The organism is Burkholderia sp. WP9 (assembly GCF_900104795.1).
Taxonomy (GTDB): Bacteria; Pseudomonadota; Gammaproteobacteria; order Burkholderiales; family Burkholderiaceae; genus Paraburkholderia.
On record NZ_FNTG01000002.1, the window covers coordinates 125,787 to 143,361 of the forward strand.

At 62.7% G+C, this 17,575-nt stretch carries 15 protein-coding genes; 7 read left to right on the forward strand and 8 right to left on the reverse strand.

All coding sequences use genetic code 11. The features are described from left to right. The first annotated feature begins 37 nt into the window (after window positions 1-37). Together BLW71_RS21900 and BLW71_RS21905 are read left to right on the forward strand one after the other, a co-directional pair. Complete coding sequence (locus BLW71_RS21900) at window positions 38-1,093, forward strand: aldo/keto reductase (protein ID WP_091801404.1); 1,056 nt, start codon at window positions 38-40, stop codon at window positions 1,091-1,093. 152 nt (window positions 1,094-1,245) lie between these two features. Then, window positions 1,246-2,118, forward strand: a complete 873-nt coding sequence (locus BLW71_RS21905; protein WP_091801406.1) for a MetQ/NlpA family ABC transporter substrate-binding protein — start codon at window positions 1,246-1,248, stop codon at window positions 2,116-2,118. A 56-nt stretch (window positions 2,119-2,174) separates the two neighbouring features. Here the strand turns inward: BLW71_RS21905 and BLW71_RS21910 are convergent, their stop codons facing one another. The 4 genes from BLW71_RS21910 to BLW71_RS21925 form a co-directional block, all read right to left on the reverse strand. Then, entirely contained in the window at window positions 2,175-3,890 is a 1,716-nt protein-coding gene (locus BLW71_RS21910; protein ID WP_091801408.1) for an ABC transporter ATP-binding protein, read from the reverse strand. A 73-nt stretch (window positions 3,891-3,963) separates the two neighbouring features. Beyond that, window positions 3,964-4,935: an ABC transporter permease gene (locus BLW71_RS21915; RefSeq protein WP_091801410.1), complete on the reverse strand. Its 972-nt coding sequence runs from the start codon at window positions 4,933-4,935 to the stop codon at window positions 3,964-3,966. A gap of 42 nt (window positions 4,936-4,977) precedes the next feature. Beyond that, on the reverse strand, window positions 4,978-5,958 hold the full coding sequence (locus tag BLW71_RS21920; protein ID WP_091801412.1) for an ABC transporter permease: 981 nt from the start codon (window positions 5,956-5,958) through the stop codon (window positions 4,978-4,980). A 13-nt stretch (window positions 5,959-5,971) separates the two neighbouring features. Further along, window positions 5,972-7,576 carry an ABC transporter substrate-binding protein gene (locus tag BLW71_RS21925; RefSeq protein WP_091801415.1) on the reverse strand — a complete coding sequence of 535 codons (1,605 nt, stop codon included), beginning with the start codon at window positions 7,574-7,576 and terminating at the stop codon, window positions 5,972-5,974. Between the two features lie 427 nt (window positions 7,577-8,003). Between BLW71_RS21925 and BLW71_RS21930 the strand changes: the two genes are divergently transcribed. Beyond that, window positions 8,004-9,233 (forward strand): porin, encoded by a 1,230-nt coding sequence (locus BLW71_RS21930; protein WP_091801417.1) that lies wholly within the window; start codon window positions 8,004-8,006, stop codon window positions 9,231-9,233. Between the two features lie 106 nt (window positions 9,234-9,339). Here the strand turns inward: BLW71_RS21930 and BLW71_RS21935 are convergent, their stop codons facing one another. Further along, window positions 9,340-9,684, reverse strand: a complete 345-nt coding sequence (locus BLW71_RS21935; protein WP_091801419.1) for a DUF3088 domain-containing protein — start codon at window positions 9,682-9,684, stop codon at window positions 9,340-9,342. A gap of 41 nt (window positions 9,685-9,725) precedes the next feature. Then, window positions 9,726-10,943: an acyl-CoA dehydrogenase family protein gene (locus BLW71_RS21940; RefSeq protein ID WP_091801422.1), complete on the reverse strand. Its 1,218-nt coding sequence runs from the start codon at window positions 10,941-10,943 to the stop codon at window positions 9,726-9,728. Window positions 10,944-11,233: 290 nt separating this feature from the next. On the opposite strand from BLW71_RS21940, the gene BLW71_RS21945 reads away from it, so the two are divergent. The 3 genes from BLW71_RS21945 (at window position 11,234) to BLW71_RS21955 (ending at window position 13,740) form a co-directional block, all read left to right on the forward strand. Further along, window positions 11,234-11,524: a co-chaperone GroES gene (locus tag BLW71_RS21945; RefSeq protein WP_007177123.1), complete on the forward strand. Its 291-nt coding sequence runs from the start codon at window positions 11,234-11,236 to the stop codon at window positions 11,522-11,524. Window positions 11,525-11,542: 18 nt separating this feature from the next. Beyond that, window positions 11,543-13,183, forward strand: a complete 1,641-nt coding sequence (gene groL, locus BLW71_RS21950; protein WP_091801425.1) for a chaperonin GroEL — start codon at window positions 11,543-11,545, stop codon at window positions 13,181-13,183. Window positions 13,184-13,512: 329 nt separating this feature from the next. Then, the gene (locus tag BLW71_RS21955; protein WP_091801428.1) at window positions 13,513-13,740 is read left to right on the forward strand and encodes a hypothetical protein; all 228 of its coding nucleotides are present in this window, start codon (window positions 13,513-13,515) and stop codon (window positions 13,738-13,740) included. A 43-nt stretch (window positions 13,741-13,783) separates the two neighbouring features. Here the strand turns inward: BLW71_RS21955 and BLW71_RS21960 are convergent, their stop codons facing one another. Then, window positions 13,784-15,841 (reverse strand): pyridoxamine 5'-phosphate oxidase family protein, encoded by a 2,058-nt coding sequence (locus tag BLW71_RS21960; protein WP_091801430.1) that lies wholly within the window; start codon window positions 15,839-15,841, stop codon window positions 13,784-13,786. A 33-nt stretch (window positions 15,842-15,874) separates the two neighbouring features. Beyond that, window positions 15,875-16,516, reverse strand: a complete 642-nt coding sequence (locus BLW71_RS21965) for a glutathione S-transferase family protein (RefSeq protein WP_091801432.1) — start codon at window positions 16,514-16,516, stop codon at window positions 15,875-15,877. Between the two features lie 110 nt (window positions 16,517-16,626). On the opposite strand from BLW71_RS21965, the gene BLW71_RS21970 reads away from it, so the two are divergent. Then, window positions 16,627-17,553, forward strand: a complete 927-nt coding sequence (locus tag BLW71_RS21970; RefSeq protein WP_091801435.1) for a LysR family transcriptional regulator — start codon at window positions 16,627-16,629, stop codon at window positions 17,551-17,553. Window positions 17,554-17,575: the final 22 nt, after the last annotated feature.

The following is a 17,575-nucleotide window of genomic DNA, read 5'->3' on the forward strand; positions in this document are numbered from 1 at the left end:
CCTCTCCCGATTCACTCTCTCACGGAATTCGACTCACATGGAATACAGACAACTCGGCCGCAGCGGCATCAAGGTCTCGACGCTGACGCTCGGCACGATGATGTTCGGCGGCCCCACCGAGGAAGCAAGCGCCGCGCGCATCATCGATCAGGCTCAGGAGCACGGCGTGAATTCGATCGATACGGCGGACGTGTACGCCAAAGGCGAGTCCGAGCGCGTGGTGGGCCGCAGCATCGCCGCGCAGCGCGAGCGCTGGGTGCTGGCGACCAAATTCGCGAACCCGCTGCAGGACGGCGATATCAACGCGCGTGGCGCATCGCGCAAGCACATCATACGGGCCGTGGATGCCAGCCTGAAACGCCTCAACACCGACTACATCGACCTGCTCTATATCCACCGCGAAGACCACGAAACACCGGTTGAAGAAACGGTGCGGGCACTCAACGATCTGATCCAGGCCGGCAAGCTGCGTTATTACGGCTTGTCGAATCATCGCGCGTGGAAAATCGCCGAATTCAGCCACACTGCGCAGGCGCTCGGACTCGATGCGCCGGTAGCGAGCCAGCCGCTCTACAACATCGCCAACCGCCAGGCCGAGGCTGAGCAATTGACAGCCGCGCACCGCTACGGACTCGGCGTGATTTCCTATAGCCCACTCGCGCGCGGCGTGTTGACCGGCAAGTACGAACCGGGCTCGACGCCTGGCGCCGATACGCGCGCGGGGCGCAGCGACCGGCGTCTGCAGCAGACCGAATGGCGTGCGGAATCACTCGAACTGGCGCGCCGCGTGCGCGAGCATGCGCAAGCGCGGGGGCTTTCCGCCGGGCAATTCGCACTCGCGTGGGTGCTCAATAGCCGTTACATCAGTTCGACCATTGCGGGCCCGCGCACGGAAGCGCAGTGGCTGGACTACTTGCCGGCGCTGCGCTACCGCCTGACGGCGGAAGATGAAACGTTCGTCGACTCGCTCGTCACGAGTGGCCATCCGTCCACGCCCGGTTTCAACGATCCGGGGCATCCGTTCTTCGGGCGAATCCCGCGTCATGGCGCGTCCGAAGAAGAACCCGTGCTCGTTCAGCAGGGATCGCGTTGACTTTCCACCGTTGCCAGCTCATGCAGTTGGCGACGGTTTTTTTCCGCCGGCACGGCAACCGCCTGGCCGGTCTTCGCAAAGCTACCGCGACTGACAATCGCCCGATAGCCCCGCTTCTTCCAATCACCCCCATTCCCCGCACTTCTATCATCATGTCCCGATCCATTGCAGCACCATCAGCCGTCAGACGGCGTGTCACCGGCGCTTTACTTCTGGCCACCACGCTTGCGAGCTTCACCGCGTTCTCCGCCCTCACCGCTTATGCCGCCGACAGCGGCGGCACCGCGCAGGAACTGCGCGTCGGCTTCGTGCCGGGCCCCTATGCCGACGAATTCAAGGCAGGTGTCGAGCCGCAATTGCGCAAGAAAGGCTATGCGATCAAATACGTCGAGTTCAGCACCGGCCTCGAAGCGAACCAGGCTGTCTATCGCGGCGAGATCATCGCCGACGTCATGCAGCACGAGGTCTATCTGAAGTCGTATAACGATCGCAACGGAACGGATCTGGTCGGCGTGGTGCAGGTTCCCACGCCGCCGATGGGACTCTATTCGAGCAAACACCGTTCACTCGCGGAAGTCAAACCCGGCACTCGCGTCGCGGTACCGAACGATCCGGTCAACCTCGAACGTGCGCTGAAGATACTCCAGCGGATCGGCTGGATCAGGATCAAACCAAACCCGAATCCCGTCGACGTCACCGAGCGTGACGTGATCGCCAATCCGGCCGGCATCAAGATCGTTCCGCTGGAATCGGCACAGGCGCCACGCGCCCTTGAAGATGTCGATTACGCCGCGATTCAGGGCAATTTCGCGATCTTCAGCGGCCACAAACTGACCGATGCGCTCGCGCTCGAAGAGATGACGCCGCCGTATATCAACCAGGTCGTCGTGAAGGCAGCCAACCGCAACGCACGCGCGACTCAGGATATCGTGCAGGCTTATCAGTCTGCAGACTTCCAGCACGCGATTCGCAGCAATCGCTTCTATGACGGCTTTCGCTTGCCGGCGTACTTCGGCAACGAGTGAGACGGTTTGAAGAATCGCGAGGGCGCCACAAGGCTGCCCTCGCGAGGACTCGCACGCTATGCGGCCTGCGCGTCGAATGTCCGGCCCGGAATCGCGTCGAGCAGCGTGCGCGTGTACGGGTGTTGGGGCGCGCGCCAGATGTCCCGATGGTGCCCGCTCTCGACAATGCGCCCCGCCTGCATCACATGCACGCGATCGGCGATATAACGCACCACGGAAAGATCGTGCGAGATGAACAGATACGCCAGCCCGAGATCGCGTTTCAGATCGACCAGCAGATTGAGAATCTGCGCCTGAATCGATACGTCGAGCGCGGACACCGGCTCATCGCAGATCAGCAGATCCGGTTCCAGCACCAATGCCCGCGCTATTCCGATGCGTTGCCGTTGGCCACCCGAAAATTCATGCGGAAAACGCGCGAGCGCCGAGTTGGGCAAGCCGACCCGATCGAGCATGGTGGCGATGCGTGAGCGGCGTTGCTGGGCGTTGCCAACACCATTTACCACCAGCACGGTATCGAGAATGTCCGCGACCGTGCGGCGCGGATTGAGCGACGCGTAAGGGTCCTGAAACACCATCTGCACATGCCGCCGCAACGGCCGCAACTCGCGCTCGCCCAACGGCACGAGATCGGTGCCGCGCAAGCGGATGGCGCCGCCGGCGGCCGGCACGAGCCGCAAGATCGCCTTGGACAGCGTCGATTTCCCGCACCCGGATTCGCCGACAAGACCGACGGTCTCGCCGCGAGCGATCTGCAACGACACGCCGTCCACGGCGCGCAGCGTGCTCTTCCCATGGCGTTGCGGGTAGCCGATTCGCAAGTCCCGCAGTTCGAGCAACGGCGCATCGCCGGGCGACGCGGCACGCCCCGTGGCATCCGCGTCCGCCACGTATTGGCCGGTGCGCACCGAACGCGGCACCACGGCGAAACTCGGCTTGCCATCGTCGCCGATACCGTGACGGATTTCCGGCAGCTTCCACCCGCGATAATGCAGATCGTCCGCCAGGTTCAGCGAGGCGCCGAGCAGCCCGCGTGTGTAGGCATGCTGCGGTTGGGTAAAGAGCCGCGCAACCGGCGCCTCCTCGACCTTCTCACCCGCCAGCATGACCGCAACACGGTCCGCGTGCTTCGCGACGATGCCGAGATCGTGCGTGATCAGCAGCAGCGACATCGACAACTCGCGCCGCAAACCGTCGAGCAGTTCGAGAATATGCGCCTGAATGGTGACGTCGAGCGCCGTGGTCGGCTCGTCCGCAATCAACAGGCGCGGCCGGCAGGCCACCGCCATCGCAATCATCACCCGTTGGCGCTGGCCGCCGGAAAGCTCGTGCGGATAATCGAACACGCGCCGCTGCGGATCGGGAATCTGCACCAGTTCGAGCAATTCGACCGCGCGCTTCCATGCCGCGGATTTGGACAGGCTCTCGTGCTGGCGCAATGTCTCGACGATCTGCGCGCCGATCGAAAGCACGGGATTGAGCGAGGTCATCGGCTCCTGGAAGATCATCGAGATCTGCCGGCCGCGAATGTCCCGGATCTCGCGTGCGGGCAGATCGAGCAGTTCGCGGCCGTCGAAACGCAGGCTGCCTGTCACGCGCCCCGGCGTGGGCACGAGCCGCATCAACGAAAGCGCCGTTGCTGATTTGCCGCAGCCCGATTCGCCGACCAGCGCCAGCGTCTCGCCTTGCGCGATATCGAAACTCAGGCCGCGTACGGCTTGGTGCGCGCCGAAACTGACGCGCAGGTCGCGTACTTCAAGCAGGTTTGCCACTGTGCATCCTCGAATACGTTGTCAGCCGCGCGGCAGGCCGCGTAATGCGCCCGCCATTCAGCCGGATAGAGTCTCAGGCGCGTTCGCGCAGGCGCGGATTGAGTGCGTCGTTCAGGCCGTCGCCAAGCAGGTTCAGCGCGAGCACCGCGAGCACGATCGCCGCGCCGGGAACCGCGGTCAGATACCATGCCGTGCGCAGCGAATCGCGGCCGGCGCCGATCATGCCGCCCCAGCTGACCACGTTGGGGTCCCCCATGCCGAGAAACGATAGCGACGACTCGATCAGGATCGCGCTCGCCACCATCACCGAGGCGGTCACGATCACAGGCGGCAAAGCGTTCGGCAGAATCTCGCCGAAGATGATGCGCGCGTTGCTGAACCCCTGGCTGCGTGCGGCGAGCACGAAGTCGGACTGGCGCAGCGAGCGGAATTCCGCTCGTACGATTCGCGCGACGGTCGGCCAAGAAGCGATCCCGATCGCGAGCGCGATGACCGTCACACTCGGCCGGCCGATCGCGACGATCACGATCACCAGCAAAAACGACGGCACCGTCTGGAAGAGTTCTGTGATACGGACCAGCACATCATCGATCACTCCGCCGAAGAAGCCGCCCGTTGCACCGACCAGCGTGCCGATCACGAGCCCGATGCCGGCCGACACCGCGCCGATCAGCAGCGACACGCGTGTGCCATGAGCAATGCCCGCGGCCACGTCGCGCCCGAGTGAGTCGGTGCCGAGCCGATATTGCGTGTCCGTCCCCGGCCATTCGAATGGGGCCGCCACCATATCGAGCGGATCGCCGGGAAACAGATGCCCGGCGCTCAGCGCGAGCGCGATGAACGCCGCGAGCAGCACCAGCCCGGCGAGCGCCGACGGATTGCGCAGCAGCGCGCGCCAGACGCCGCGCCCCGCTCCCGCGCGCTCCGGTGCAACGGCCGCATTGCCGCGCCGCAGACCAAACAGCGTACCGGCCAACTGGCGCCGCCATGGCGATGCCGTGGGCTCGGGCGGAGTGGAGATCAAATTGGAAGAATCGGAAGCCATGTCATCCTTCTGGAAGAAAACGAGTGGCGTCTACGCGATCCATCACGCGACGCGCGGGTCGAGCCATGCTTGCAGCAGATCGACCAGCACATTGGCGATGATCACGAGCAGCGAAGACAGCAGCAGCACGCCGAGCAGCACGCTGAAATCGCGCGCCATTACGGCGTCGAGCGCGAGTCGCCCGAGGCCGGGCCAGCTGAACACTGTCTCGGTCACCGCGGCGCCGCCCAGCAACGTACCGAAATGAATCCCGACGATGGTCGTGAGCGGCATCAGCGCATTGCGCAGCACATGCCGCACCGTGACACGCCACGGATGCAAGCCCTTGGCCTGCGCGGTACGCACGAAGTCCTGACGCTGCACTTCCAGCATCGCGGCCCGCGTCAGCCGCGCATAGATCGCGACAAAGAAGGTGGCCAGCGTCGCGGCCGGCAGCAGCACGTGCCGGGCTGCATCGGCGAAATACGCGAAGCCGTGCAATTGCACGCCGAGCGTGAGGTTGCCGCCGCTCGGCAACCAGCCCAGGTGTACCGAGAACAGCACGATGGCGAGCAATCCAATCCAGAAACCCGGCGTCGAATAGAACAGCAAGGCCAGCACGGAGAGCACACGGTCCGGCCACTTGCCGGCCCAATGTGCCATCACCGCGCCAAGCACCACGCCCGTCACGATCGCGAACGACAACGCCACGCCCATCAACAACAGCGTATTGGGCAGGCGCGACAGGATCAACTGCATGACCGGCATGTCGTAGCGCGGTGAATAGCCGAGGCTGAAGTGGGACAGATGCGTCAGGTACGACCACAATTGATGCAGCACCGGTTGGTCGAGACCGAACTTCGCGCGCAGCACCTGCATGGTTTCCGCGGTCGCCGAACCGGATTCGCCGGCAAGCACGTCGGCGGCGTCGCCCGGCATCAGCTTCAGCAGGAAGAAGTTCAGGATCACGATGCCGATCATCGTCGGCAATGCCTGCCATGCGGTACGCCGGAGAATCGCACCAAAACGCAAACCTCGACTCATCGTGCCGCTCCTGTCATGCGCTGAGGTAGACATCCGCGAGATTGCCTTCCAGGCCTTGCGCGGACACCGTGTGGTTGTGAACGCGCCGGTTCGCAAGCGTGACCATGCGCGGCGCGACCAGGTTGAGGATCGGCAGATCGCGGTACACGATCTGCTGGAACTGCTGGTACAACACGACGCGTTTGCTTTCGTCGGTTTCGACCGCGCCGCTTTCGAGCAGGCGGTCGACTTCCGGATTGCTGTAATGCGGTGCATTCGAAAACGGCACACCGGGGCGGATATTCTTCGACCAGTAGAGGCGTTGAACCCCCACGCTCGGGTCGAATAGCGTGTTGACGCCGATGCTCGTGAAATCGAACTGGCGATCGGCATACACACGCTTCAGGAATGCAGGCAAGTCCTGCGAGCGAACCGTCACGTCGATACCGACACGCGCCAGCGCGGATTTGACATAGTCGGCCTGGCGCCGGTACATGTCGCCGTACGGCAGGAAGTCGTGCGTCAAACGGAAGCGCACGCCGCCGTCCTTGCGCGGATAGCCCGCGGCGTCGAGCAGCTTCTCCGCGTTGCCGATATCGAACGCGTACGGTGCGAGTTTTGCGTCGTGATACGGCGAGCCCGGCGTGATCGGCGTGGGCGACAGATCGGCATAGCCGTAGGCCACCGTGCGCTGCACGACCTGCGGATTGATCGCATGCGCGATGGCCTGGCGCACGCGCACGTCTTTGAGGACCGGATGATCGAGATTGAAGTCGATCTCGGCGAGCGGTTCCAGAAATCGATAGCCGCGCGTTTCGACCGCCAGTTGCGGCAGTTGCGTGAGGCGCGGCAGATCCGTGAGCGGCACCGGGTTCTCGCCGCCCAGATCCAACGCGCCGGTTTCGAATGCGGCCGAGCGCGCGGCGGCGTCGGGAATCACCTTGAATACGAGGCTGTCGATGTACGGCTTGCCCGCGTCCCAGTAGTCCGGATTGCGCTCATAGACGATATTGGCGCCACGCGTCCACGATTTGAAACGGAACGGTCCGGTGCCGATCGGCGCGTTGTTGTGCGGATTGGACAGCGGGTCGCCCTGCGCGTACAGGTGCTTGGGCACGATTGGCGATTCGCCGGCCGAGAGTGCTTTCAACAGATACGGCGCGGGCTTCGACAACTCGATCACCGCGGTGCGCGCGTCGGGCGTGGCGATGCTTGTCACATTCGCGAACGTGCTGCGGCCCCGTGGATGCACCGATTTGAGCAGATCGATCGAGAAAGCGACGTCGGCCGAGGTGAACGGCTGGCCGTCGTGCCACTTCACGTTCTGCCGCAGGGTGAAGGTGTACTTCAGGCCGTCCGGACTGACGGACCACGCCGTGGCCAGTTGCGGCTTCGGGCGCAGGTCGAAGTCATAAGCCAGCAAGCCTTCCAGCACTTTGGAACTCGCGACGAGCGCGGGTCCGGTGGTCTGGAAGATCGACACGAGCACCGGCGGCTCCGGATTGATCAACATGTTCAGCGTGCCGCCCCGTTTCGGCGCGCCGGCCTCGCCTTGGGCGAACGCAAGTGCCGGCATGCCGGCCGCCGCGAGCGCCGCGCCCGATGAAATAAGAAATTCGCGTCGATTCAACCGTGCCATGTAATCCAGATCCTTATGCCGATGTTTCGGCCTTGCCGGCCGAATAGAGTGTTGTCGTGTCGGCAATGCCGCTGCCGCAGCGCTCACGATAAAGCCGCAGCGTCGGTAAAAGAACCAATCGTTATGTATATGCAAAGCATGGTGCGGAGGAAAGGCGCATCGGCGGGACGCCGCCTTTCCTTTTGTTACGTCGTGGCAGCATCGCTGCGCAAGCATACCAATAAGGATTGCGTATCTATTGTCGAGAGTTTGCGTTATTGCTAAAGAATCGGTGTTTTAGCGCTCATTCGAGAGAAATAGTCGATATCCATATCGAATTTGATTGTTTGTTTCGTCGATTCGTTTTGCTTATCGTTGCTCGCCCGATTCGAGATTTTCCTCGGGCAATCACTTCTCCGACTCGCCCTCAAAAACGATTCAAACAACTATGAAAAAACTGCTTTTCGCTTTCAGCGTTTCGTCTCTCATGGTCGGTACGGCCAGTGCTCAAAGCAGCGTCACCCTGTATGGGATCGTGACCGGCAATGTGACCTACTCGAATAACGCGCAGACGGCTGCAACGCCGTCCTCCGGCAAACCCAAAGGCGGCGCGCAGGTGGCGCAGTTCGATAGCGGATCATCGGGACTCGCGTCGAGTCGCTGGGGCCTGAAAGGCGTGGAAGATCTGGGAGGCGGATTGAAGGCGCTGTTCCAGCTTGAAAATGGCTTCAGCGTGAACAACGGCGCAATTGGTCAAGGCGGCACGGAGTTCGGACGCCAGGCGTGGGTCGGTCTGAATGGCGGCCGCTACGGCACGTTCACGTTGGGACGCCAGGGCGACACCTCGGTGGAATTCGTGTCGCCACTGATCTACGGGTGGTATTGGGGCAACCTCGCGATTCATCCGGCGGACTACGACAATCTGAACTTCACTCACCGCATCAACAATTCGCTGAAGTACCTCTCGGATTCGTTCAACGGCTTCCGCTTCGGCGCGCTGTACAGCTTGGGTGGCGTGGCCGGGAACGTCACGCAGAATCAGCTGTGGTCCACCGGCGCCAGCTATACGGGCGGCGCGTTCGCCATTGCCGCGTCGATCGTCAACGCGCGCAATCCGAACACGTCGCTTTACGGCACCAATGCGAATGCAAGCACCACGGGCAACAACCTTGGATCCGCGGGTTCGGCAACGACCGCCGAGTCCAATCCGGCGATCGCCGGCTTCGCATCGGCGAACACGCAGCAGACGATTTCCGTGGCGGCAACCTACACGGCAGGCGGAGCGATTGTCGGTGCGGCCTACTCGACCACCCAATTCCGTGGGCTGGGCTCGAACTCTTCGCCGAATACGCTGCACTATAGCGGTTCGACGAGGCTGAGCACCGTCAGTGCGAGCCTGCGCTATCAGGCCACGCCGTTTCTTCGATTCGGCACGTCGTTCGACTATACGGAGGGCGGCAGCGTGAGCGGAAAAGAGAGCGCCAAATACGAGCAGTTGAACCTTGGTGCGGCGTACTCGCTTTCCAAGGCAACCGACATTTACGTGACCGGCGCTTATCAACACGCGAGCGGCACCGATTCATTGGGACGGCCGGCGGTCGCGGCAATCGGCTATCTGACACCGTCCACCACCAGCAACCAGGTGGCCGTCTCGGCGGGTGTCAAGCATCTGTTCTAGAGCGAAGCAACAGGCCCCGGTCGAGCAACGGCTCGGGGTGAATGCCGTTGTCACATCGAAACACGCTAACGGCATTTACCCCGGCATACACCCCGCTTCAGCTCCGTCAATGCACTTTGGGGAAACCGTGACGCTGCGCGAGTAGATCGAGAATGCGGCGCGTGTCTGTCACGAAGCGCTTGCTGCCCAACGTCTGGGCATCGGCGGGCGCGGGCTGCTCGTCACCGAGAATCAGTACCGGCAGACTCTGGTGCTCAGCGTCCAGCACCTCGATCACCTCGGCGCGCGGACGCGCAAACGGCAGGCGGCGAATGTCGAGATGGGCGTTACGCGCGGGATCGCTCGCCAGCAAACCTTCAATCGGCGCTCCGTCCGGGCAGATAAAACGCTCGCCCGGATGATCCGGATCCGTAAAGCCCGGCTCCAGTAGTAACAGCAAATCTCGGCTCATAGTGTGCAATGCTCGAAAGGTGGTGAATGGATGGCAATCCGTTAGAACACGCGTCCTTCGGTCAGATGCGTGGTCACGCCGTTCAACTCGTAGTCGCCGATCACGCGCGCTTTGTGCAGCAGAGGGTTGTGACTGAAAATGGTGCGCAGATTGCGCCAATGACGGTCGAAATTGTGCGCGCGTCCTGTGGCCGATGCGCCGCCAATCTCGAACAAACGCTCGCCCGCATAAAGCGCCAGCTTGCTCACCACGAGCTGGGTTTTGGCAGTGGCCAGTGCGCCTTCCAGCACCAGCTCTTCCGCATTCGCCGCGCCGCTGTGGATCGCATTCGCCGAGCGGTCGAGCGTGCGTGCGTTCGCCGCGACCAGTGCATCGATCGAGAGGCTGTGCGCCGCGAGGTCGCCCACCACCTGCTGCACGAAACCATCCTCGCGCGCCGAGGGCGCCGGACTATGCAGCACCGGCCGGCCGTATTGCGTCACGTAGCGCCGTGCGTCCGCGAGAATGTTTCGCACGATACCGGCCGCAACCGTTACCAGATGCAGCTGTCGCACGGCGCTGCCATGCCGGCCGGCGAGCGTCGTATAGCCGCGTGTCGCTATCTCGTGAGAGAAAACCTGCACGTTGTCGAGCACGAGGCTGCCGCTCGCCGTCATGCGTTGCCCCATGCCGTCCCAGTCGTCGAGTACCTGCAATCCTTCACGCGACACGGGAATCACGATCGACACTTTTTCGTCGTTCTCGTTCTGCACGTTGATCCGCGCATAGTCGGCGAACGCGGTGCCGGTCGAGTAGTACTTTCTGCCTGTCACACGAAAGTGCTCGCCGTCGCGCACCAGCTTCGTCACGATTTCGCCCGGCCTCGCCGTCCCCAGTTCCGTGGACGCACCGCCAAAGATCGCCCCTTGCCGTATGCGCTCGATCTGCGTCTCGTTGAAGGCGGAACGCGGCGACAGCAGCAGTTGCTCGGTCTGGTCGAAGTGAATCCGCAGTGCGTGCGCGACATTCGATTCATGCGCGCCCAACGTGGCGATCACCTCGAAGAGGTCTTCCAACGTTCCGCCCAAACCGCCCCACTCGACCGGAAAACGGAGCACCCCCAGGCCGGAGTCGCGAAACAGCCTGAAGCCGTCGAATGGCAACTCGCGCCGCACCTCACGTTGCGCGGCGTCTTCGCCAATCGCCTGAGCCAGCGCGGGTAACCCGGCGAGTGCCGCGTCGAGCCTCGCACGCGCCGTGGTGTCCTGAGAGACCTGCATGCCTTGATTCCTTGTAAAAGCGCACGGATCGCATTCGATCCGACTGTTTGAGTTGGGAAGATGGACCGGCGCGCCAATAAGACATGCCGCTGTGACGAATCAGTATAGGGACACGGCTCTCCGCACAAAACCAGCGAATCAAGCTATGAATATGCGCGATTGTGAAATGCGAATTGCGGATAAGGATCGATGAATCCGTTATTGGAGCAACGGGCGCCGCATTTCTATACTCGATCCCGGTCAGCACTCACCAACGACGAGTGCCAGAATTCAACCGTGGAAATGGAACCATGAGCCTACGTCCCTTGCATGACCGCCTGATCGTCAAGCGTCTCGACCAGGAAACCAAAACCGCTTCAGGCATTGTCATTCCGGAAAGCGCCGCGGAAAAACCCGATCAGGGCGAAGTGATCGCCATCGGACCGGGCAAGCGCGATAGCGACGGCAAACGCATTGAACCCGATCTGAAAGTCGGCGAGCGCGTGCTGTTCGGCAAATATGCCGGGCAGTCGGTCAAGGTCGACGGTAATGAACTGCTCGTGCTGCGCGAAGAAGATGTCGTCGCAGTCGTCACTCAATAACGAAGGGAGCGTCTAACCATGGCAGCAAAAGAAATCATTTTCAGCGACGTCGCCCGCTCGAGGCTGGTCGAAGGCGTCAATATTCTCGCCAATGCGGTCAAGGTCACACTGGGTCCGAAAGGCCGCAATGTGGTGCTCGAACGCAGCTTCGGCGCGCCCATCGTCACCAAGGACGGTGTGTCGGTCGCGAAGGAAATCGAATTGTCGGACCGCGTGCAGAATATCGGCGCGCAGCTTGTCAAAGAAGTCGCTTCGCGCACCAGTGACGCGGCGGGCGACGGCACCACGACGGCGACTGTGCTCGCGCAAGCCATCGTGCGCGAAGGTCAGAAATACGTGGCGGCGGGCCTCAACCCGCTGGATCTGAAGCGCGGTATCGACAAGGCCGTGGTCGCCGCAATCGATGAACTGAAGAAGATCAGCAAGCCGACCACGACCAGCAAGGAAATCGCGCAGGTCGCGACGATCTCGGCCAACGGCGAAGAGTCGATCGGTCAGCGTATCGCGGAAGCGATCGACCGCGTCGGCAAGGAAGGCGTCATCACCGTGGAAGACGGCAAGTCGCTCGACGACGAACTCGACGTGGTGGAAGGTCTGCAATTCGACCGTGGCTACCTCTCGCCGTATTTCATCAACGATCAGGATAAACAGGTTGCGATACTCGACAACCCGTTCGTGCTGCTGCACGACAAGAAGGTGTCGAACATTCGTGATCTGTTGCCGATCCTGGAACAGGTCGCGAAAGCCGGCCGCCCGCTGCTGATCATTGCGGAAGACGTGGAAGGCGAGGCGCTCGCCACGCTGGTGGTCAACAACATTCGCGGCATTCTGAAGACCGTCGCGGTAAAGGCGCCCGGCTTCGGCGATCGTCGCAAGGCGCTGCTCGAAGACATTGCGATCCTCACCGGCGGGCAAGTGATCGCTGAAGAAACTGGCCTGACGCTCGATAAAGCGACGCTCGCCGAACTGGGTCAGGCCAAGCGCATCGAAGTCGGCAAGGAGAACACCACGGTCATCGACGGCGCGGGCGACAGCAAGAATATCGAAGCGCGCGTGAAGCAGATTCGCGTGCAGATCGAGGAAGCGACTTCCGACTACGACCGCGAAAAACTTCAGGAACGCGTCGCGAAGCTGGCGGGTGGCGTGGCGGTGATCAAGGTGGGCGGCGCAACCGAAATCGAGGTCAAGGAAAAGAAAGACCGTGTCGACGACGCACTGCATGCAACGCGCGCAGCCGTTGAAGAAGGTATCGTGCCGGGCGGCGGCGTCGCGCTGATTCGCGTGAAGCAGGCGATCAGCGGGCTCAGGGGCGTGAATGCCGATCAGGATGCAGGCATCAAGATCGTGTTGCGCGCGCTCGAAGAACCGTTGCGCCAGATTGTCACGAATGCGGGCGAGGAAGCGAGCGTGGTGGTCGCGAAGGTCGCTGAAGGCACGGGCAATTTCGGTTACAACGCACAGACCGGCGAATATGGCGATCTGGTCGAATCGGGCGTGCTGGATCCGACCAAGGTCACACGCACCGCGCTGCAGAACGCGGCTTCGGTAGCCGGACTGCTGCTGACCACCGACGCCACCGTTCACGAGGCACCGAAGGATACGCCGGCCGCAGGTCAGCCAGGCGGTCCTGGCGCGGGCGCACCGGGACTCGATTTCTGACGACTCACCGCTTGCGCCTGGCACCAGGCAATTAGCGCGGTAAACACGGGCCGGTACTCGCTTTCCAGCGAGCCGGCCCGATCTGTTTTCCACTTTCCTCGCACATGTATGGCAGACGCCGAACCATGCCCATCGCTACGTCATCGCAATCCTGCATGCGGCTCGCGCTGGAATGTTTTGGTGCACGCATCCCGCGCTGGTTGCGAGTCCACATACTAATTCAGCATTTCTACAACAAACTAGATATTGCGGTGCAGCAAAATGCACTAAACTCAGCGTAGAAGTATGCAATTCGCACTCACGGTCATGTTGCGACGGAGGAATGTGCCATGACGACTTATGAGGCTTTACACGTACCAAACACGGCTGTTCTGCATGTCTTCGAGCAGGACGGCGGCTGGCATTGGGGCATCACCACGCCGCGTGCGGCCGGATCCGGATTCAAGGTGGTGGCGTTCAGCACGGAAACCTTTCCGATTGAGGAAGCAGCGCGCAGCGATGGCGATCGGGCACTGCGCTGCCTGTCAGGCGCCGACGTTCACGAGTCGACCCATTGACGACGCCGCCCGCGTGACATCGGCCGGCGCTATCGTTCACTGATCACAAGTCCAGCGTTACACCAGCTTGCGCACCGGGATCGCAGGCAACCGGATGCGCCATGCAAATCAGCGCAGCACCGCGTTCGATCTGCGCCTCCACTTCGCCGTCGTACTCAACCTTTCCCGCCAACACACGCGTCGAACATGTGCCGCACATACCCGAGCGGCAACTCGACGGCGCGTTGATGCCGTGCGCCTCGGCAAGCTCCAGCAAGCTGCCGTCGCGCGGCAGCCATTGAATCGTACGCGCCGAACGCGCAAAGCTCACCTGCACACCGTCAGTGCCTTGCGCCGGCGCTTCCTGTGCCTTCGTCCCCTCGCTGGCGCGCGTGCGCTTCACGGTCGCCGGGCCGAACGCTTCGAAGCGAATCCGTTCATCCGCGACGTTCAGTCCACGCAGCCCTTCATACAGGTCCTGCATGAACTGCTCGGGCCCGCATAGATAGAAGTCGTAGTCGTCGAAGGGCAGCGCGCGTTTCAGCGCGTCGATGCCGATCCGTCCGGGCGATACGCCGTCAGTCGGCACAGATGCGGCGCTATCGAAGAGATGCAGGGAAACTGCCGGATTACGCGCCGCGATCTCCTTCAGATCCGCACTGAAAGGTCGTTCACGATCACTGCGCGCACCGTGAAAGAAGAAGAGTCGCCTCGCTTTCGCGCCGTCGTCGCGCGACGCGGCCGACGCATGCCGGAGCATGGCCATCATCGGTGTGATGCCGATACCCGCCGAGATAAAAACAGCGGGCCGCGGGCTCTCTTCTGCATAGGTGAAGGTGCCGCGCGGCTTCATCGCTTCGATCTGCATGCCGGCAACCAGATGCTCGTGCAACCAGTTCGAGGCAACCCCTTCGCGCTTCACGCTGATTCGATACCGCAACGGATTGTGCGCATCGGAAAGCGTGTAGGTTCGCATCAGCGGTGTGTCGAGAGCCGGCACAGGCAGGCGGATCGGCAAAAACTGCCCCGCTTTGTACGGCGGCAGCGGTGTGCCGTCGATCGATTCGAAGTAGAAGGAACGAATCGACGGTGTCTCGTCGGCCACTGCCGCAACCGTCAGCTTGTGCCAGGGCGACGCAGCAACCGGCTTACGCACTGCCGCCGCAAACTGCGGCGCAAACTCCACATCGGACCAGCGAAACGGCAATGCGCCCCGGCTGCGCCGCACTTCCCGCACGTGAAAACGCACGAGCCGTTGCGCGCCTTCGAACGCCGCCAGCTCCGCGCCGTCCCAGACGATTTCCGCAACTGCGGCGACATACACCAGATCGCCGGTCGCGAAGTCGATGAACAGCAACCCCGCGCGTGGATCGTGGATCAGGTTGCCGATCGTATTGAAGAAGTTGTTGCCGCTGTAGTCGGGCGTGGTCAGCGTGTGCTCATCCTTGATACGAACGAACCCCGGCGGCCCGCCGCGATGCGACACGTCGACGCCGCGAGCGAGACCCGCGTTCTCTTCGAGATTCGCGCTCGCGATGAAAAACGTGTCGGCTCCCGCCAGCAGCTCACGGTCGGCGTCGCTGAGTTGCGTTGCTATTTCCGGCGGCACCGAAGGCCCGGACACGCCCTGCTCCACCCAGCTCGGCACACGGCTCTGAATGTACTTCGCGCAGTTGCCGAAGCTCTGACGAACCTCGACGGTCAGCGCGGCTCCGTCCACCGATGTCACCACGCCGTTGATCCGGTTGCGGCGCCGGGTCTTCGGCTGCAGTCCAAGGCCGCCGATCATGGCCCCCTTCTGCCAGCGGTCCGCCAGCGGATCACCGGCCAGCACGCCACCTTCGATCCGCAGCGTCCGCGCATCCGGCGAGCTTACGAAACCCGGCGCGCCTGCGCGCACCGTCGCCCATGGCTGGCCGTGGGCGTCGACACCGCCGAACACCATGAACGGCTGTTCGGCGAAGAACTGGCGGTGCTGGTCCGGCATGGAGCGGCGAATGCCGCGGCGGCCCGACGAATCCGCCTGGCTTGTCACCCCCGCACGCTGCTGGGCGGCGAGTTCGGCTGTGTGAAACGGCGAGGCGTCGGCGCCCCAACTATTCAGAGGAATAAACGTGGACATCATCGGACTCCGTTGACGTCAAAAATCAGCCGCTCATCCGGCGAGCAGTCCGGCCTTCGTCGACGGCATGGCGACAAACCGCGGCAACGCTTCGACGCGGCGCAACCACGCACGAATGTTCGGGTACGGTTCGAGCGACACGCCGCCTTCCGGTGCATGTGCGATATAAGTGTGCGCGGCAATGTCGGCAATCGTCACCTGATTGCCCGCGGCGAACGCCTTGTCCGTGAGTTCGCTTTCGAGCACGTTGAACAGCTTCACGGCAATTTTCTTCGCGCTCTCATGATCGAGCGGCGCGCCGAACACGGTAACGAGCCGCGCGGCACATGGCCCGTAAGCGATCTGGCCGGCGGCGAGCGACAGCCAGCGCTGTACGGTGGCCGCGCCGAGCGGGTCTTCCGGCAGCCACGAGGCGTCGCCGTAACGCTTTGCCAGATACACGAGAATCGCGTTCGAATCGAACAGCGTGAGATCGCCGTCCTGGATCGTCGGCACCTGCCCGAACGGGTTGAGCGCCAGATACGCGGGCTTGCGGTTATCACCGGCTTTCATGTCCAGTTCGACCACTTCGAACGGCAGGTCGAGCAGGGTCAGAAAGAGCTTCACCCGATGGCCGTGGCCGGAAAGCAGCGTTGTATACAGGCGGATCGGTTGGGCGGGTCGCGCAGCGGGCATAACAGGCTCCATCGAGCAGGAAGGGATGGAACGAGCATAATGCGCACGAACGCCTTTGCAGAAGCCCGATAATCCGGGAAACACAGTCAATCGAAGATGGACAATCCACCATGGCCGACGTACGCGACGTAAACCTGAACCGCCTGGCGATCTTCGTCGCGGTCGTCGAGGCCGGCTCGCTGACCGCCGCGGCAGCGCGTCTGAGCCTCGCCAAAACCATGGTCAGCACGCACATGCAGCGGCTCGAGGCCGAGGTGGGCGCGAGCCTGCTGGTCCGCACGACGCGGCGGCTAGGCTTGACGGAAGCGGGCCGCGCGTTTTACGACGCCAGCGTGAAGATCCTGCGCGCCACGGAAGAAGCACTGACGGCGATCGGCGGAGAATCGGCGCCTGTGCGCGGCACCTTGCGCGTGAGCTCACCGATCGACTACGGCTCGCTTGCCGTCGCGCCGGCGCTCGTCGAACTGCGCCGCGCGAATCCGCAGCTCAATGTCGAATTGCTGTGCACCGACCAATATGTGGATCTCATCGCGGACGGCATCGACGTGGCAATCCGCCTCGGCCGGCTGGCCGACTCCAATTACCGGGCGGTGAAGCTCGGCAGCTTCGTCAAGTGGATCGTAGCGAGTCCGGAGTTCGTCGAAATATGGGGCGAGCCGCAAACGCCCGCTGAGCTGTCGGCGATGCCCTACTGCGCGTTGACGGTCTTGCCGCACCCATTGACGCTCGAGCTGCGGCGCAGCAATGGCAAGAGCACAGACGACGGCGACGCCGAAAGCGTGCGCTGCGAAAACGCGTTTCTTGTGAACACGGCCAACGCGTGCCGCTCGGCGACGCTTGCCGGCGGCGGATTCGGCCTGTTGACTGATTTCTCGATCGACGCCGATGTCGCCGCGGGCCGGTTGATCCGCCTGTTGCCCGAATGGGCGACCGAGCCTGCTAGCATTCAGGCGGTGTTTCCGCCCACCAGCCATCCGCCGGCCAAAGTGCGGGCGCTGATCGAAACGTTCAAGAAACAGCTCGAACGGCCATCGTAATGACACGGGCGGTTCCCGTGAC

Coding starts and splice junctions, on each gene's coding strand:
- BLW71_RS21900 (WP_091801404.1), top strand. CDS start 38: ATGGAATACAGACAACTCGGCCGCAGCGGCATCAAGGTCTCGACGCTG.
- BLW71_RS21905 (WP_091801406.1), top strand. CDS start 1,246: ATGTCCCGATCCATTGCAGCACCATCAGCCGTCAGACGGCGTGTCACC.
- BLW71_RS21915 (WP_091801410.1), bottom strand. CDS start 4,935: ATGGCTTCCGATTCTTCCAATTTGATCTCCACTCCGCCCGAGCCCACG.
- BLW71_RS21920 (WP_091801412.1), bottom strand. CDS start 5,958: ATGAGTCGAGGTTTGCGTTTTGGTGCGATTCTCCGGCGTACCGCATGG.
- BLW71_RS21925 (WP_091801415.1), bottom strand. CDS start 7,576: ATGGCACGGTTGAATCGACGCGAATTTCTTATTTCATCGGGCGCGGCG.
- BLW71_RS21930 (WP_091801417.1), top strand. CDS start 8,004: ATGAAAAAACTGCTTTTCGCTTTCAGCGTTTCGTCTCTCATGGTCGGT.
- BLW71_RS21935 (WP_091801419.1), bottom strand. CDS start 9,684: ATGAGCCGAGATTTGCTGTTACTACTGGAGCCGGGCTTTACGGATCCG.
- BLW71_RS21940 (WP_091801422.1), bottom strand. CDS start 10,943: ATGCAGGTCTCTCAGGACACCACGGCGCGTGCGAGGCTCGACGCGGCA.
- BLW71_RS21945 (WP_007177123.1), top strand. CDS start 11,234: ATGAGCCTACGTCCCTTGCATGACCGCCTGATCGTCAAGCGTCTCGAC.
- groL (WP_091801425.1), top strand. CDS start 11,543: ATGGCAGCAAAAGAAATCATTTTCAGCGACGTCGCCCGCTCGAGGCTG.
- BLW71_RS21955 (WP_091801428.1), top strand. CDS start 13,513: ATGACGACTTATGAGGCTTTACACGTACCAAACACGGCTGTTCTGCAT.
- BLW71_RS21960 (WP_091801430.1), bottom strand. CDS start 15,841: ATGTCCACGTTTATTCCTCTGAATAGTTGGGGCGCCGACGCCTCGCCG.
- BLW71_RS21965 (WP_091801432.1), bottom strand. CDS start 16,516: ATGCCCGCTGCGCGACCCGCCCAACCGATCCGCCTGTATACAACGCTG.
- BLW71_RS21970 (WP_091801435.1), top strand. CDS start 16,627: ATGGCCGACGTACGCGACGTAAACCTGAACCGCCTGGCGATCTTCGTC.